Annotated in this window: 15 protein-coding genes; 1 reads left to right on the top strand and 14 read right to left on the bottom strand. The window is 63.7% G+C overall.

Annotation, left to right across the window (positions count from 1 at the left end; all coding sequences use genetic code 11):
- Positions 1 to 92 precede the first annotated feature (92 nt).
- From MESS2_RS08005 to uxaC, 9 genes are all read right to left on the bottom strand, one after another.
- Positions 93 to 845 (bottom strand): sulfotransferase family protein, encoded by a 753-nt coding sequence (locus MESS2_RS08005; RefSeq protein ID WP_167332434.1) that lies wholly within the window; start codon positions 843 to 845, stop codon positions 93 to 95.
- A gap of 245 nt (positions 846 to 1,090) precedes the next feature.
- Positions 1,091 to 1,429: a cupin domain-containing protein gene (locus tag MESS2_RS08000; RefSeq protein ID WP_040592504.1), complete on the bottom strand. Its 339-nt coding sequence runs from the start codon at positions 1,427 to 1,429 to the stop codon at positions 1,091 to 1,093.
- 46 nt (positions 1,430 to 1,475) lie between these two features.
- Positions 1,476 to 2,234: a 2-dehydro-3-deoxy-D-gluconate 5-dehydrogenase KduD gene (kduD, locus tag MESS2_RS07995; RefSeq protein ID WP_008873664.1), complete on the bottom strand. Its 759-nt coding sequence runs from the start codon at positions 2,232 to 2,234 to the stop codon at positions 1,476 to 1,478.
- Positions 2,231 to 3,088: a 5-dehydro-4-deoxy-D-glucuronate isomerase gene (gene kduI, locus MESS2_RS07990; RefSeq protein ID WP_008873663.1), complete on the bottom strand. Its 858-nt coding sequence runs from the start codon at positions 3,086 to 3,088 to the stop codon at positions 2,231 to 2,233. The genes kduD and kduI overlap by 4 nt, the downstream gene beginning before the upstream one ends.
- 22 nt (positions 3,089 to 3,110) lie before the next feature.
- On the bottom strand, positions 3,111 to 3,887 hold the full coding sequence (locus tag MESS2_RS07985) for a FadR/GntR family transcriptional regulator (RefSeq protein WP_008873662.1): 777 nt from the start codon (positions 3,885 to 3,887) through the stop codon (positions 3,111 to 3,113).
- Positions 3,888 to 3,896: 9 nt separating this feature from the next.
- Complete coding sequence (locus MESS2_RS07980; protein WP_008873660.1) at positions 3,897 to 5,177, bottom strand: TRAP transporter large permease; 1,281 nt, start codon at positions 5,175 to 5,177, stop codon at positions 3,897 to 3,899.
- Between the two features lie 4 nt (positions 5,178 to 5,181).
- Positions 5,182 to 5,709 carry a TRAP transporter small permease gene (locus MESS2_RS07975; RefSeq protein ID WP_157357642.1) on the bottom strand — a complete coding sequence of 176 codons (528 nt, stop codon included), beginning with the start codon at positions 5,707 to 5,709 and terminating at the stop codon, positions 5,182 to 5,184.
- Positions 5,710 to 5,812: 103 nt separating this feature from the next.
- Positions 5,813 to 6,790 (bottom strand): TRAP transporter substrate-binding protein, encoded by a 978-nt coding sequence (locus MESS2_RS07970; RefSeq protein ID WP_008873658.1) that lies wholly within the window; start codon positions 6,788 to 6,790, stop codon positions 5,813 to 5,815.
- A 36-nt stretch (positions 6,791 to 6,826) separates the two neighbouring features.
- Positions 6,827 to 8,236, bottom strand: a complete 1,410-nt coding sequence (uxaC, locus tag MESS2_RS07965; RefSeq protein WP_008873657.1) for a glucuronate isomerase — start codon at positions 8,234 to 8,236, stop codon at positions 6,827 to 6,829.
- 180 nt (positions 8,237 to 8,416) lie between these two features.
- Between uxaC and MESS2_RS07960 the strand changes: the two genes are divergently transcribed.
- Positions 8,417 to 9,907, top strand: coding sequence for a mannitol dehydrogenase family protein (locus MESS2_RS07960; RefSeq protein WP_008873656.1), 1,491 nt, complete (start codon positions 8,417 to 8,419; stop codon positions 9,905 to 9,907).
- A 49-nt stretch (positions 9,908 to 9,956) separates the two neighbouring features.
- Here MESS2_RS07960 and MESS2_RS07955 read toward each other — a convergent pair whose 3' ends face one another.
- From MESS2_RS07955 to MESS2_RS07930, 5 genes are all read right to left on the bottom strand, one after another.
- A complete protein-coding gene (locus MESS2_RS07955) occupies positions 9,957 to 10,364 on the bottom strand; it encodes a F0F1 ATP synthase subunit epsilon (RefSeq protein WP_008873655.1) in 408 nt (135 codons plus the stop codon).
- A gap of 265 nt (positions 10,365 to 10,629) precedes the next feature.
- Positions 10,630 to 12,210 (bottom strand): F0F1 ATP synthase subunit beta, encoded by a 1,581-nt coding sequence (atpD, locus tag MESS2_RS07945; RefSeq protein WP_008873653.1) that lies wholly within the window; start codon positions 12,208 to 12,210, stop codon positions 10,630 to 10,632.
- 72 nt (positions 12,211 to 12,282) lie between these two features.
- Entirely contained in the window at positions 12,283 to 13,170 is an 888-nt protein-coding gene (locus MESS2_RS07940) for a F0F1 ATP synthase subunit gamma (RefSeq protein WP_008873652.1), read from the bottom strand.
- A 26-nt stretch (positions 13,171 to 13,196) separates the two neighbouring features.
- Positions 13,197 to 14,726: a F0F1 ATP synthase subunit alpha gene (gene atpA / locus MESS2_RS07935; RefSeq protein WP_008873651.1), complete on the bottom strand. Its 1,530-nt coding sequence runs from the start codon at positions 14,724 to 14,726 to the stop codon at positions 13,197 to 13,199.
- On the bottom strand, positions 14,726 to 15,286 hold the full coding sequence (locus MESS2_RS07930) for a F0F1 ATP synthase subunit delta (protein WP_008873650.1): 561 nt from the start codon (positions 15,284 to 15,286) through the stop codon (positions 14,726 to 14,728). Before MESS2_RS07930 ends, atpA begins: the two co-directional genes overlap by 1 nt.
- Positions 15,287 to 15,437: the final 151 nt, after the last annotated feature.

Below are 15,437 nucleotides of genomic sequence, written 5' to 3'. Positions count from 1 at the left end.
CCTTAGCGCAGCTGTCATCGAACCACAACAGGAACAAGTCGCAGCGGGACCAGATCAACCGCCCATTCAGAGGCGGCCAACCGTTCGCGATCTTATCGACCCGGATCGGCCGGCATGTCATAGCCGAACTCGCCGCAGAAGCGTTCCACGCGGCTGAGAAATGTCGGCGGCAGGCTATGCAGATAGGTCAGGAATTCTTCGTTCCTTTCCCATTTTCTGAGCGAGGTTGTCCGGATCGGGTTGTTCGGATTCTCGCTGAAGCGAATCCGCAGCGCCAACCCGAACGACCGCGCGATTCTTTCCTGCACGGCATCCGGCTCGCCGATCATGTCTTCGTAGCGAACATAAAGGACCTGTCGATGCGGCTGCGCCTTTTTCAGCCGTATCAGCGCGTCGTATTCGGCCAACCAGCGCTCGGGCGTGACATGGAACCGGCGCAACCCCCTTGTTTGCGGATGCGAACTGGTGAGCACGTCGAAGGGATGGCGCACGCAATAGATCAGCCCGATGGCAGCGGGCAGTTTCGCGAGATGGACATAGCTGCGGGAGGCGCGCTTGACGACGAGATTGGATTCCGGCCGATCCAGCATATCCAACATCGCATGGCGCGCTTCGGGCGGATAGACGAAGGTGTCCCCGAAACATCCCATCAACTGCTGTGTCAGGGTTGTTCCGCTTCGTGCGCAACCCGCGATGAAAATTCTGTTCGGAAACGTGTCGTTTCCGTTCGCCTGTGTCTGCTTTCGCCTTTTCAAGGACAGCGGCGACACGACCCGCCGAAGTTCCCTGGCGAATCGCGAGGTGACTGCCTTGACAGCAGATTCGAACATTCGAACACCCTTCAAATCCTGTCTCCGTCGGCGCCGCCTGAAAAAACATCTCCCTCATTGGCTGATATGGGACCGTGATTCCAGCCCTATCCTCTCTGGGTACGGATATCGCACCAACTCTGGCCGGTTAATCCTATCTTCACCAAGATCCGGCAGCTTCGGGCCCTGCGGTGATGTTTCGAGTACCGCGGCGCCGCAAGGCGCCCAGGCAACAGCCCGCGCCTCTTCGGAGGCGCGGGATTTCGTTTGCAAAAATGCCGTCAGGCGAGAAAGTCGGCGCGGTGCGGCGTAAAGCTGTCGACCAGGCGACCCGCTTCGAGCGCCTTGGCGCCGTGGACGAGATTGGAAGGGACGATGAAGCAGCTCCCGGCTTCCAGGATCTCGGTCCTGCCGTCGATGGTGACCTCGAAACGGCCTTCGGCAACGTAGCTCGCCTGGACATGCGGGTGCGAATGCAATGCACCGACGCCGCCCTTGTCGAAAGCGAACTCGACCATCATCAGCTCGTCCGTGTGCAGGAGAATGCGTCTGCGAATGCCGTCCGACATCGGCGTCCACGCACCCTCGCCGGCATGCGAAAAGGTCTTCGTCCCGGTTATCGCCAAGCTCTCACCACGACTTGCCCCCTTAATCACGGCTTGCAGCCTAGCGCGCCAGCCAGCCACCGTCCACCGGCATCACCGCGCCATGCATGTAGTTGGACGCCGGCGCCAGCAGGAAGACCGCCGCGTCGCCGATGTCTTCCGGCGCACCCCAGCGTCCAGCCGGAATGCGCGACAGGATCGAAGCGCTGCGGTCGGGATCGGCGCGCAGCGCCTCGGTGTTGTTGGTCTCGATGTAGCCGGGCGCGATGCCGTTGACGTTGATGCCTTTTGGCGCCCATTCGCAGGCGAGCAGCCGCGTGATGCCGACCACGCCATGTTTCGAGGCGGTGTAGGAGGCGACGCGGATGCCGCCCTGGAAGCTCAGCACCGATGCGATGTTGACGATCTTGCCGGTGCGTCCGCCGGCAAGCACGCGTCTGGCGAAGCTCTGGCAGAGGAAAAAGACCGTCTTCAAATTGATGTCCATCACCTCGTCCCAGTCGGCGTCGGTCAATTCGACCGCATCGGCGCGCCGGATGATGCCGGCATTGTTGACCAGCCCGTCGAGCGGCCCATTCTCGTCCCAGACGCCGTCGAGCATGCTGGCGGCGGCAGCGGGATCGGCAAGGTCGGCGGCCACCGCCACAAACGTCCCGCCTGCTGCCGCGACCTTGCGTGCCGTGTCGTCCATCGCCGAGCGGCCGACGCCGACCACCGCGCCGCCGGCACGCGCGATCGAGACAGCGATGCCCTGGCCGATGCCGGTGTTGGCGCCGGTGACAAGAATGCGCTTGCCGGCCAGGCTGAAAGCAGCGTTCACCGCAGCTCTTCCATCGCCACCGGATCGACATCGGTATAGTCGACATTGTCGCCGGCCATCGCCCAGATGAAGGCGTAGTTGGACGTGCCGGCGCCCGAGTGGATCGACCAGCCCGGCGACAACACGGCCTGCTCGTTGCGCATGACCAGATGGCGGGTTTCGTCGGGCTCGCCCATGAAATGGAACACGCGCGCCGCTGCCGGCAGGTCGAAATAGAGATAGGCCTCCATGCGCCGGTCATGCACGTGGCATGGCATGGTGTTCCAGACCGAGCCCGGCGCAAGTTGCGTCATGCCGACGACCAGCTGGCAGGTTTTTACGCCGTCGGCATGGATGAACTGGAAGATCGAGCGTTCATTGCAAGTCGCCTGGCTGCCGAGATCGAGCCGTTTGGCGTCGCCGATGCGGATCAGCCTGCTGGGATGGCTCTGATGCGCCGGCGCGCTGACCAGATAGTACTTGGCCGGCTCAGCTGGGTTAGCCGATGCGAACGACACGTCGCTGGTGCCCATGCCGAGATAGAGCATATCGCGCGCCTGCAATGCGTAGGACTGGCCGCCGGCCTTCACGATGCCGGCGCCGCCGACGTTGACGGCGATCATTTCGCGGCGGTCGAGAAAATTTCTCGTCCCCGTCGGCTTGATCGCTTCGAGCGGCAGCGGCGTTTCGGCGGGCATGGCGCCACCGACGATCATGCGATCGTAGTGGGAATAGGTCAGACTGATGCGGTCGGGCTGAAACAGGCCTTCGATCAGGAAATTGTGACGAAGCTCGTCCGTTCCCATCGCCGCCGCGGCGACAGGATCGATGGCGAAGCGGGATGTGAAGTCCGTTTGATTATGAATCTGATTCATTGCTGCCCTGACTTCGAGATGATCATTCGGTTGCCGCGGCCCTGACCGAATCGGCATAAAAAACCTGTCTTGCGTGCAGGCGCTCGCGATAGCGCTGCTGGCTGGCGCTGAGATGCGCGCGCATGGCCTCGCGGGCCGCCTCGGCCTCGCCCGCGGTGATGGCGTTCAGGATCACCAGATGCTCGCGTTGCAGCCCGCGCTGATAGACGTCGGACTGGGCAAGTTCGGTGGACCAGGGCGAGGTCACGTCGCAGGGAATGGCGCGTCGTCCCAGCACGTCGAGCATCTCGACATAGAACGGGTTGTTGGTGGCGCTGGCGATCGCCCGATGGAAGGCGAGGTCGGCCGGACCTGTCGGCTCGCTGGCAAGCAGCAGCCGCTCGAACTCGAAGAAGGCTTCCTGGATCGCCGCTTCCTGCGCCGCATTGCGGCGGACGGCGGCAAGCCCGGCGGATTCGATCTCGATCGCCAGCCGCACTTCGAGCACGTTGAGCGCGATCGAATCCTTGGCTCCCATGTCGGCGGCCAGCGCGCCGAACATCGTCGAAATATGCTCGGTGGCGAAAACGCCGGCGCCCTGGCGCGGCTCGACCAGGCCGTCGGCGGCAAGCTTGGCCAGCGCCTCGCGGATGACGGTGCGGCTGACGCCGAAGGTTTCGGTCAGCTGGCCCTCTGTCGGCAGCTTCTGCCCCGGTAGGATCTCGCCCGCATGCAGCTGCTTTCGAAGCGCCGTGACAACGGTTTCCGAAAGCTTTGGCTTGCGTTCGACCTTCAGGCTGGTCGCCATGTCCGATGCCATTGCCTATCCCTATTTGAACACGCTCGGCAGCCATAGCGAGATGGCCGGAATGTAAGTGACGAGCCCCAGTACCACGAGGCCCGCCCCATAGAACGGCCAGATCGAGCGCATCGCTTCCCAGACGGATATCTTGCCCACTGCGCACGCCACGAACTGCACCGCGCCCACCGGCGGCGTGTTCAGCCCGATGCCGAAGTTGAGGATCATGATGACGCCGAAATGCACCGGATCGACGCCGTAGGCCTGTGCCACGGGCAGAAAGATCGGCGTGCAGATGATGATGGTCGGCCCCATGTCCATGAAGGTGCCGAGGAACAGCATCAAGACGTTGAGCAGAAGAAGCACCACCAGCGGATCTTCCGAGATCGCGTTCATGGAGGCTATGAGCGCTGCCGGCACTTTCAGGAAGGCCATCAGCCACGAGAACGACGCCGCCATGCCGATGATGAGCAGCACCATGGCCGTGGTGCGCACGGCACCATGGGTGGCGTGGACGAAACCTTCCCAAGTCATCTGCCGGTAGACGAATACAGTAACCAGCAACGCATAGATGACGGCGATGCAGCAACTCTCGGTCGCCGTGAAAACGCCCGATCGTACGCCGCCGAAGATGATCGCGATCAACAGCAGGCCGGGCACGGCGACAGCGAAGAGATGCGCAACGGCGGTGAAGCCCGGAAACGGCTCGGTCGGGTAGCCGCGGGAGCGCGCCACGAAATAGGCGGTGACCATCAGTGACAGGGCCAATAGCAGGCCCGGAATGATGCCGGCCGTGAACAGGTCGGCGATGGAGATCTTTCCGCCTGCCGAGATCGAGTAGATGATCATGTTGTGCGACGGCGGCAGGAGCAGCGCGATCAGCGCCGCCATCGACGTGACGTTGACGGCGTAATCCGCTCCATATCCACGCGCCTTCATCTGCGGGATCATCAAGCCGCCTACCGCCGCAGCCTCGGCCACCGCGGAGCCCGAAATGCCGCCGAACAGCGTAGCGGTCGCGATGTTGACCTGCCCCAGGCCGCCGCGCAAATGGCCGACGAGCGAGCCGGCGAAGGCAACGATCTTGCTGGCGATGCCGCCGCGCACCATCAAGTCGCCGGCGTAGATGAAGAAGGGAATGGCCAGCAGCGAAAAAACGCTCATGCCGGAATTCAGGCGCTGGAAGACGATGAGCGGCGGCAGGCCCATGTAGAGGACGGTGGCAAAGCTTGCGACGCCGAGGCAGAAAGCGATCGGCGTGCCGATAAGCATCAGAAGGGTGAAGACGCCGAAGAGGATCCAGAGTTCCATGGCGTCAGACCTTCACATTCGCTGTGTCGAGTTCGGCTGCGACTTCCGCCGGCGGCAGTTCATCGAGCACATCGTCGATCGGCGCACCGGAGAGGCGAAGCACGATGCGCTCCAGCGTGAAGAGCACGACGAGCACGCCTCCCGCGACCAGCGGGACGTAGTCCCAGCCCCCCGATATGCCGAGCGACGGCAAGGTAGCGCCCCAGGTCAGTGCCACAAGCTGGCTGCCATACCAGATCATGCCGATGCCGAAGGCGAGCGCGACGAGGTCCGAGATCATCCTCAGCCAGCGCTTGCCGCCTTTCGGCAGCACGTAGAGCAGAACGTCGAAGCCGAGGTGATAGTTCTCGCGCACCCCTACGGCAGCGCCGAGGAAAATGAACCAGCTCATCAGCATAACCGAGCCCTGCTCGGTCCAGCTCGGCGAGCGGTTCAGAACATAGCGGCCGAACACCTGCCAGGCGACGAAGCCGGTCATCAGCACCAGCCCGATGCCGGCGATCCACAGCGCCGCGGTGCTGACACGCGACATCACGCGCGCAACACCGGACAGGGGCGGTCTCTGTTCTGGGCTGGAGGTCACCGGTTCTCTCCGCAAGAGGATGGCGGCGCGGAATGCCCGCGCCGCCGCTTGGTCACTGCACGGCCTTGATGGCCTCGACCATGGCCTTCAGCTTGTCGTCCTTGACGTGCTTCTCGTAGACCGGACCCATCGCGTCGATGAAGGGCTGCTTGTCCGGGGTTGTGATCTGCGAACCGGCCGCCTCGACCTTGGCGCGCGATTCCTTGACCTTGGCGGCCCATAGCTCGCGCTGCCTGGCGACGCTTTCCTTGGCTGCCGCCTTGAAGATCGCCTGGTCTTCCGGCGTCAGCTTGTCCCAGCTCGACTTCGCCATGACGAAGGCTTCCGGCACCATCGTGTGCTCGTCGAGCGAATAGAACCTGGCGACTTCCGCATGCTTGGCGGTGTCGTAGCTCGGAAAATTATTCTCCGCGCCGTCGATGACCCCGGTCTCGATCGCCGAATACACCTCGCCATACGGCATCGGCGTCGCGTTGGCGCCGAGTGCCGCCACCATGTCGACGAAGATGTCGGACTGGATGACGCGGAACTTCATGCCGGCCAGATCGGCTACAGAATTGATCGGCTTCTTCGAATTGTAGAAGGAGCGCGCGCCGCCGTCATAAAAGGCGAGCAGCACCAGCCCGACCCGTTCGAACGACGCCGCGATCTGGTCGCCGACCGCTCCGTCCATGACCTTGCGCATATGGTCTTCCGAGCGGAAGATGTAGGGCAGCGAGGGCACGGTGGTTTCGGGGATGAGCCCGTTGAACGGCGCCATCGAGACGCGGTTGAGGTCGATCACGCCGGCGCGCACCTGCTCGATCGTGTCCTTTTCCTCACCGAGCTGCGCGGAAGGATAGATCTCGACCGCATAGCGGCCGGCCGTCCGCTCCTTGACAAGCTCGCCAAAATATTTGACCGCCTCCACCGTCGGATAGCCGTCCGGGTGCGTGTCGGCCGAGCGCAGAACCGTCTGGGCGCTTGCCGTTCCGGCCATCAGTGCGGCGGCAAGCAGCGTAGCTCCCGCCAGTCTAGAAAAATGCAACATGGTTTCCTCCCTTTGCATTGCGGGCGAGTTGCCCCTTCAGAGCCGATAAGCTTTTTTCGCGAGCATATAGGCGAGTTCCTTTGCCAGCTCATGCGCCTCGTCTTCACGCAGCCGGTGCTCGGCGACGAGGCGGGCGAGATAAGCGCAGTCGACCCGGCGCGCCACATCGTGGCGGGCGGGGATGGACGGAAAGGCGCGGGTGTCGTCGTTGAAGCCGACGGTGTTGTAGAAGCCGGCCGTTTCCGTGGTCATCTCGCGGAAGCGGCGCATGCCTTCCGGGCTGTCGTGGAACCACCAGGCCGGCCCGAGCCTCAGCGCCGGATAGACGCCGGCAAGCGGCGCCAGTTCACGGGCATAGCTGGTCTCGTCGAGCGTGAAGAGAACGATGGTGAGGTCGCGCTCCAGCCCGACGCAGTCGAGCATTGGCTTCAGCGCCGTCACATAGTCCGTCCGCGTCGGGATATCGAAACCCTTGTCCCGGCCGAACTTCTGAAACATGGAAGGTGAATGGTTGCGCCAGGAGCCGGGATGGATTTGCATCACCAGCCCGTCGTCGCGGCTCATCTTGGCCATCTCGGTCAGCATTTGGGCGCGAAACAGTTTGCGCTCGCGCTCGTCATCCGAACCCCGGCGGATGCGGTTGAACAGCTCTTGCGCGGCGGCATCCGACAGATTGGCGGTCTCCGCCGTCGGATGGCCATGATCGGACGCGGTTGCGCCAAAACCCTTGAAGAAGGCGCGCCGCTGGCGATGCGCATCGAGATAGCCGGTCCAACTGCCGGTATCGCAGCCGCTGATCTTGCCAAGCCGGTCGAGATTGGCCGAAAAACCCTCGAAGTCCGGATCGATCACTGCATCCGGCCGATAGGTGGGAACGACGCGGCCTTCCCAGCCGCTGTCGCGGATCGCCTTGTGCCATCCGAGATCGTCGAGCGCGCCGTCCGTCGTCGCGATGACCTCGATGTTGAAGCGCTCGAACAGAGCACGCGGGCGGAAATTCTCCCACTGCAGCAGCGTCGCAATCGTATCGTAGTGACGGTCGGCCGTCGCCGCGTTCAGCGGCTCTTCAATGCCGAACAGATGGGCAAGCACATGGTCGAGCCACAGGCGGGTCGGCGTGCCGCGAAACAGATAATAGTGCTCGGCAAAGCGCCGCCAGATCGCCCTGCCGTCGGCCTCCGCCGGTGAGCCGTCCAGGCTCGAAACGCCGAGATCTTCGAGGCGCACGCCCTGGCTGAACAGCATGCGGAAAATGTAATGGTCCGGCACGACAAGCAATTGCGCCGGGTCGGGAAACGCCTCGTTCAGCGCATACCAGCGCGGATCGGTGTGGCCGTGCGGGCTGACGATGGGCAGATCCTTGATGCCGGCATAGAGATCGCGGGCGAGCGAAAGTGGCCTCCCCTCGCCAGCAAACAGCAGATCCGGATCGGTCAATCCTGCCATTTCGATCCTCCCAAGGACCATCGGTAGGGGCGGCGAGAAATAATGTCAACATACAAAAAGTGGATTGTTGTATGATGACTTTGCGTGAGCTGCCCCATTGTACGAAACGGAGCCGGATGTTACGCCGCCGCCGATCATCCCTGATGACGATCCACGCAATCCGACCGGACACGCCGCACCATGACGAGCAGACTTTCCAACGACACGGTTCAGGCGTTGCCGGCTTCGGTCGCTGTTCCCTCATATGACCGCGCCCGCGTCGCGCCCGGCATCGTCCATCTCGGCGTCGGCGCCTTCCATCGCGCTCACCAGGCCGCCTATGTCGATCAATGTCTGGCGGAGGGCGAGACGGATTGGGGCATTGTCGGCGTCTCGCTGCGCAGCGGCGACACACGCGATGCGCTGGCGCCACAGGACGGCCTCTACACGCTGGCGGTGAGGGACAGCGGCGGCGAAAGCTTGCACGTCATAGGTTCGATCCTCTCGCTGCTGGTGGCGCCGGAGAATCCCAGCGCGGTGCTGGCCGCGCTGACCGATCCGCGCACCCGTATTGTCACGCTGACGATCACGGAAAAGGCTTATCTGCGGGCGGCCGGCGGCGAACTCGACGCGGCTCATCCCGACATCGTCCACGATTTGGCGAACCCGCATATGCCGAAGACGGCGCATGGTTTTCTCGCCGAATCGCTTGCGCGCCGCCGCGCCGCCGGCTGTCAGCCCTTCACCGTGCTCTGCTGCGACAACCTCCCGACCAATGGCGCGACGCTGCACCGGCTGCTGGTCGAATTCGCCGCGCTGCGTGATGCCAGGCTCGCCGCAGGCGATGCCAGGCTCGCCCAGCATATCGCCGACGAGGTGGCGTTTCCGTCGAGCATGGTCGATCGCATCGTGCCGGCGACGACCAATGCCGACCGGAGGCGGATATCGGACCAACTCGGCGTCGAGGACGCCTGGCCTGTGATGACCGAGCCGTTCCGGCAGTGGGTGATCGAGGACGATTTCCCGGCCGGCAGGCCTTTCTGGGAAAAGTTTGGCGTCACCATGGTCGGCGATGTCGGCCCTTTCGAGGACATGAAGCTCAGGCTGCTCAACGGCGCGCATTCGGCGATCGCCTATCTCGGCTTGTTGAGCGGCCATGCGACGGTCGACCGCGCCTTCGCCGATCCGGCGATCCGGCAATTCGTCGACCGATTGTGGGCTGAGGCCATCCCGACGCTGCCAGCGGATGCCGGGCTGGACACCGCGGACTATACCGCCCAGCTCGCCCAGCGCTTTTCGAACACCGCGCTCGCCCACCGCACGGCACAGATCGCCAATGACGGCAGCCAGAAACTGCCGCAGCGCATCGTCGCCTCCGCCATGGAGCGCAGCGAGGCCGGCGCTGTCCCCGAGCACCTGACGCTGGTCGTCGCAGCCTGGATCGCCGCTTGCGAGGCGCGCGGCAGGACCTTGCCGGAAAACCATTTCACCGACCCGCTTGACTTGGCCCTGGCCGCACTCGGCACTCGGCATCTGTCGGCTGGCGAAACGGTGGCGGCTGTGTTCGATCTCGCCGGCTTCGCCAAGGACCACGCCGAGCGCCAGACGCTGATCGAGCTCGTGGCCACCCACCTCGTCCATTTCAGGCAGGGTGGGCCGGCCCTCGTCCTCGCCGCGCTGGGCATCCATTGAAAAAGCGGGGCAAGCCCCCGCTTTTTCAATCGCCAATAATAGCGAAATTCTACGCCGGCAGGATCGCGCCTTCCAGCGTGGTGAGCTGGCTAAGGAACTGCTCCGCCTTGCTGCGGGCCTGGTCGTCCTTGGCGTCGGCGGCGTCTTCCTTGGCTTCCTGGATGCGGCGGGCAAGCTCGGCGCGGTCGATGTCGCCGACGGCGACAGCCGATTCGGCAAGCAGCGTGCAGCCGGCCGGAACGATGTCGGCAAAGCCGCCGAACACCACATAGCGTTCTTCCTTGCCGGCAGCGGTCTTCACCGTGACCACGCCCGGCTTGATCGTGGTCATGACCGGCGCGTGATGCGCCATGACGGTCATTTCGCCTTCGGCGCCCGGAATGACGACGGCCTCGACCTGCTCGGAAACCAGCAGGCGCTCCGGAGAAACCAGTTCAAACTTGAAAGCTTCAGCCATCATTCTACCCGTTCTATCCACTCAGGCGGCACCCAGACCCACTCCCAATCCAGCGGAGACGGGTCTCCCGGAGCATGAGTGAATACCAACTCGACCGTACCCGGCTCGGCATGAAAGTCCTCAACGGTCCATGTCAAACCGACAAGGCTCTTGAGTCTCGTTACATCTTCGGGGTCCATTTCCATCCCCGAAAAGAACTCGTCTTCCAATCGAAGCAGGCGGACACGTTCGCCAGGAGCAAACGGTTGTCCGCCGCTCATAACAATTACGCCGCTTCAGCCGCGAGGCGCTGTGCCTTCTCGACCGCTTCTTCGATGCCGCCGACCATGTAGAAGGCTGCCTCCGGCAGATGGTCGTAGTCGCCGTTGCAGAGGCCCTTGAAGCCCTTGATGGTGTCGGCGAGGTCGACCAGCTTGCCCGGCGCGCCGGTGAACACTTCGGCGACGAAGAAGGGCTGCGACAGGAAGCGCTCGATCTTGCGGGCGCGGGCCACCGTCTGCTTGTCCTCTTCCGAGAGCTCGTCCATGCCCAGGATGGCGATGATGTCCTGCAGCGACTTGTAGCGTTGGAGGATCGACTGCACCTGGCGGGCAACCTGGTAGTGCTCCTCGCCGACAACCATCGGGTCGAGCATGCGCGAGGTCGAGTCGAGCGGGTCGACCGCCGGGTAGATGCCCTTTTCCGAGATCGCGCGGTTGAGCACGGTCGTCGCGTCGAGGTGGGCGAACGAGGTCGCCGGCGCCGGGTCGGTCAGATCGTCGGCCGGCACGTAAATCGCCTGCACCGAGGTGATCGAACCCTTGGTGGTGGTGGTGATGCGCTCCTGCAGCGCGCCCATGTCGGTGGCCAGCGTCGGCTGATAGCCCACGGCCGAAGGAATACGACCGAGCAGCGCCGACACTTCCGAGCCTGCCTGCGTGAAGCGGAAGATGTTGTCAACGAAGAACAGCACGTCCTGGCCCTGGTCGCGGAAATATTCGGCGACCGTCAGACCGGTCAGGCCGACGCGGGCGCGCGCGCCCGGCGGCTCGTTCATCTGGCCGTAGACGAGCGCTGCCTTGGAGCCTTCGCCGCCGCCCTTCTTGTTGACGCCGGACTCGATGAACTCGTGATAGAGATCGTTGCCTTCGCGGGTGCGCTCGCCGACGCCGGCGAACACCGAGAAGCCGCCATGCGCCTTGGCGACGTTGTTGATCAGTTCCTGGATCAGCACCGTCTTGCCGACGCCGGCGCCGCCGAACAGGCCGATCTTGCCGCCGCGAGCGTAGGGCGCCAGCAGATCGAGCACCTTGATGCCGGTGACCAGGATCTGCGCTTCCGTCGACTGTTCGACATAGGTCGGAGCCGGCTGGTGGATGGAGCGCATCTCGATGCCGTTAACCGGGCCTTCCTCGTCGACCGGCTCGCCGATAACGTTGATGATGCGGCCGAGCATGCCCGGGCCGACCGGCACGGTGATCGGCGCGCCGGTGTCATAGACTTCCTGGCCGCGGACCAGGCCTTCGGTCGAGTCCATGGCGATGCAGCGCACGGTATTCTCGCCGAGGTGCTGGGCAACCTCGAGCACGAGACGATTGCCGACATTGATCGTTTCCAGCGCGTTCAGGATCGCCGGCAGATGCTCGCCGAACTGCACGTCGACGACAGCGCCGATGACCTGGCGAACCTTGCCGGCGAGGCCGGTTTTCTTGACGGAAACGCTTGGCGCCTTGGCCGCGGCGGCCTTGGCGGGCGCGGCCGCCTTCTTGGCCGGAGCCGCCTTCGCCGCTGCTGCCGGAGCCTTTGCCGGTGCCGCCTTCGCGGCGGTCTTTGGAGCCGCCTTCTGGGGGGTCGCTGCTTTCGCCATCGTCTTTACCCTTCTCGTCCTTTGTTTCTCACGCAATCCGCCTGAAAGTCGCAGACCTCCTGGCGAGCGCGCCTAGAGCGCCTCGGCGCCCGAAATGATTTCGATCAATTCCTTGGTGATCTGCGCCTGCCGCTGGCGGTTGTAGGTGATCGACAGTTTGTTGATCATGTCGCCGGCGTTGCGCGTCGCATTGTCCATGGCGCTCATCTTGGCGCCCATCTCGCCGGCTGCGTTTTCGAGCAGCGCGCGGAAGACCTGGACCGAGATGTTGCGCGGAATGAGGTCGGAGAGGATTTCGCCCGGCTCCGGCTCATATTCATAGACGGCGTTGCCGCCATTCGTCGTCTCGACGGCGGCAGCCGATGGCACGCCGGCTGGGATGATCTGCTGCGCCGTCGGGATCTGGCTGATCACCGACTTGAACTGCGAATAGAACAGCGTGCAGATGTCGAAGCCGCCCTCGTTGAAGAGGTTGATCACCTTTTTGGCGATCGCGTCGGCATTGACGAAGCCCAGCGTCTTGACCTCGCGCAGATCGACGCGGTCGAGGATCAGTGCCGCGTAGTCGCGGCGCAGTATGTCGAAGCCCTTCTTGCCGACGCAGATGATCTTGACCTGCTTGCCGTCGGCCAGAAGTTTGCGGATATGGTCGCGGGCGAGACGGGCGATCTGCGAATTGAAGCCGCCGCATAGGCCGCGCTCGGCGGTGCAGACGACGAGCAGGTGCACGTCATCCTTGCCGGTGCCTGTCATCAGCGCGGGAGCATCGCCGCCACCGCCGATCGCCTGGGTGATGTTGGCCAGCACCGCGCCCATGCGCTCCGAATAGGGGCGCGCGGCTTCGGCGGCTTCCTGTGCGCGACGCAGCTTCGCCGCGGCGACCATCTGCATCGCCTTGGTGATCTTCTGCGTCGCCTTGACCGAGGCGATACGGTTACGAAGGTCTTTTAACGAAGCCATGCTTCAAACCTGATTCCCGGCTTCGTTCAAGCGAAGGTCTTGGCGAAGGCATCGATTTCCGCCTTCAGCTTGGCGCGCAGATCGTCCGACAGCGCCTTCTCCTTGCGGATGCCGTCCAGCACGTCCTTGCCGGCCGAGCGCATGTGGCTGAGCAGCCCGTGCTCGAACTTGCCGACCTGGTTGACCGCCAGCTTGTCGAGATATCCGTTCACGCCGGCGAAAATCACCGCAACCTGCTCTTCGACCTTCAGCGGCGAGAACTGCGGCTGCTTCAAAAGCTCGGTCAGGCGTGAGCCGCGATTGAGCAGGCGCTGCGTGGCGGCGTCGAGGTCGGATCCGAACTGCGCGAAGGCCGCCATTTCGCGGTACTGCGCGAGTTCGCCCTTGATCGAGCCGGCGACCTGCTTCATCGCCTTGATCTGCGCCGACGAACCGACGCGCGACACTGACAGGCCGACATTGACCGCCGGGCGGATGCCCTGGAAGAACAGATTGGTTTCCAGGAAGATCTGGCCGTCGGTGATCGAAATGACGTTGGTCGGGATGTAGGCCGACACGTCGTTGGCCTGCGTCTCGATGATCGGCAGCGCGGTCAGCGAACCATTGCCATTGTCGTCATTGAGCTTGGCGGCGCGCTCGAGCAGGCGCGAATGCAGGTAGAACACGTCGCCCGGATAGGCTTCGCGGCCCGGCGGGCGGCGCAGCAAGAGCGACATCTGGCGATAGGCGACGGCCTGCTTCGACAGATCGTCATAGCTGATCAGCGCATGCATGCCGTTGTCGCGGAAATATTCGCCCATGGTGCAGCCGGCGAACGGCGCCAGGAACTGCATCGGCGCCGGATCGGACGCGGTGGCGGCGATGATGATGGAGTAGTCGAGCGCACCGCGCTCTTCCAGCACCTTGACGAACTGCGCGACGGTCGAGCGCTTCTGGCCGACGGCGACGTAGACACAGTAGAGCTTTTCCTTCTCCGGGCCGTTGTCGTGCACCGATTTCTGGTTGAGCATCGTGTCGAGGATGATCGCGGTCTTGCCGGTCTGGCGGTCGCCGATGACCAGCTCGCGCTGGCCGCGGCCGACCGGGATCAGCGCGTCGATGGCCTTGAGGCCGGTCGACATAGGCTCATGCACCGACTTGCGCGGAATGATGCCGGGCGCCTTGACGTCGACGCGCTTGCGTTCGGTCGCCTTGATCGGACCCTTGCCGTCGATCGGGTTGCCGAGCGCGTCGACGACGCGGCCGAGCAAGCCAGGACCGACCGGAACGTCGACGATGGCGCCGGTGCGCTTGACGGTGTCGCCTTCCTTGATGTCGCGGTCGGCGCCGAAGATGACAACGCCGACATTGTCGGCTTCGAGGTTGAGCGCCATGCCGCGGATGCCGCCGGGGAATTCGACCATCTCGCCGGCCTGGACGTTGTCGAGGCCGTAGACGCGGGCGATGCCGTCACCGACGGACAGCACCTGGCCGACTTCGGAGACCTCGGCCTCCTTGCCGAAATTCTTGATCTGGTCTTTCAGAATTGCGGAAATTTCCGCGGCGCGGATGTCCATCAGCCGACCTCTTTCAGTGCAAGCTTGAGCGAATTGAGTTTGGTTTTGAGCGACGTATCGATCTGGCGCGAGCCCATCTTGACCACCAGCCCGCCGAGCAGCGACGGATCGACGGTGACGGTTATCGCCACATCCTTGCCGGCAACGCTTTTCAGCGCCGCCTTGAGCTCGTCCTGCTGGGCGGCCGTCAGTTCGTGCGCCGAGGTGACCTCGGCGGCGGCCTCGCCGCGATGTTCGGCGGCGATCCGGCGGAACGCCTTGATCATACCCGGCACCGCGAACAGCCGGCGATTCCCAGCCACGACGCGCAGGAAATTACCGGTCAGGCCGGTGATCCCTGCCTTGTCGGCGATCGCCGCGATGGCCTTGGCCTGGTCCTCGCTGGAAAACACCGGGCTCTTGATCAGCCGGGCAAGGTCGGCGCTGTCGTCGAGCATGGCTTGAAAGCTATTGAGGTCGGCCTCGACCTTGGCGACCGAATTTGCCTGCTGGGCGAGTTCGAACAGCGAACCCGCATAGCGCTCTGCGACACCTGAGATTGGCGATGACGATTGGGCCACGGAACGTCTTTTCTCTTGTCTGACAGGCCGCAGATTGTTGGCGCGAGCAATAAACTCTGGCTAAATCTTTGACCTTACTACATTTTTTTAAGCACGGAGGCGCGGCTTCCGCTATCCCCGGCCGAAAGTCGATTGCCGTCTAGCACAGGCA

Source organism: Mesorhizobium metallidurans STM 2683 (genome assembly GCF_000350085.1).
In the GTDB taxonomy this organism is placed as follows: Bacteria; Pseudomonadota; Alphaproteobacteria; order Rhizobiales; family Rhizobiaceae; genus Mesorhizobium; species Mesorhizobium metallidurans.
This window is presented reverse-complemented; position numbering and strand designations above follow the sequence as displayed.

What these genes read in the sequence shown, in the direction of transcription:
- MESS2_RS07960 (WP_008873656.1), top strand. Translation starts at nt 8,417, where the DNA reads ATGACGAGCAGACTTTCCAACGACACGGTTCAGGCGTTGCCGGCTTCG.
- atpA (WP_008873651.1), bottom strand. Translation starts at nt 14,726, where the DNA reads ATGGACATCCGCGCCGCGGAAATTTCCGCAATTCTGAAAGACCAGATC.
- MESS2_RS07985 (WP_008873662.1), bottom strand. Translation starts at nt 3,887, where the DNA reads ATGGCATCGGACATGGCGACCAGCCTGAAGGTCGAACGCAAGCCAAAG.
- MESS2_RS07955 (WP_008873655.1), bottom strand. Translation starts at nt 10,364, where the DNA reads ATGGCTGAAGCTTTCAAGTTTGAACTGGTTTCTCCGGAGCGCCTGCTG.
- MESS2_RS07970 (WP_008873658.1), bottom strand. Translation starts at nt 6,790, where the DNA reads ATGTTGCATTTTTCTAGACTGGCGGGAGCTACGCTGCTTGCCGCCGCA.
- MESS2_RS07940 (WP_008873652.1), bottom strand. Translation starts at nt 13,170, where the DNA reads ATGGCTTCGTTAAAAGACCTTCGTAACCGTATCGCCTCGGTCAAGGCG.
- kduI (WP_008873663.1), bottom strand. Translation starts at nt 3,088, where the DNA reads ATGAATCAGATTCATAATCAAACGGACTTCACATCCCGCTTCGCCATC.
- atpD (WP_008873653.1), bottom strand. Translation starts at nt 12,210, where the DNA reads ATGGCGAAAGCAGCGACCCCCCAGAAGGCGGCTCCAAAGACCGCCGCG.
- MESS2_RS07975 (WP_157357642.1), bottom strand. Translation starts at nt 5,709, where the DNA reads ATGTCGCGTGTCAGCACCGCGGCGCTGTGGATCGCCGGCATCGGGCTG.
- uxaC (WP_008873657.1), bottom strand. Translation starts at nt 8,236, where the DNA reads ATGGCAGGATTGACCGATCCGGATCTGCTGTTTGCTGGCGAGGGGAGG.
- MESS2_RS07980 (WP_008873660.1), bottom strand. Translation starts at nt 5,177, where the DNA reads ATGGAACTCTGGATCCTCTTCGGCGTCTTCACCCTTCTGATGCTTATC.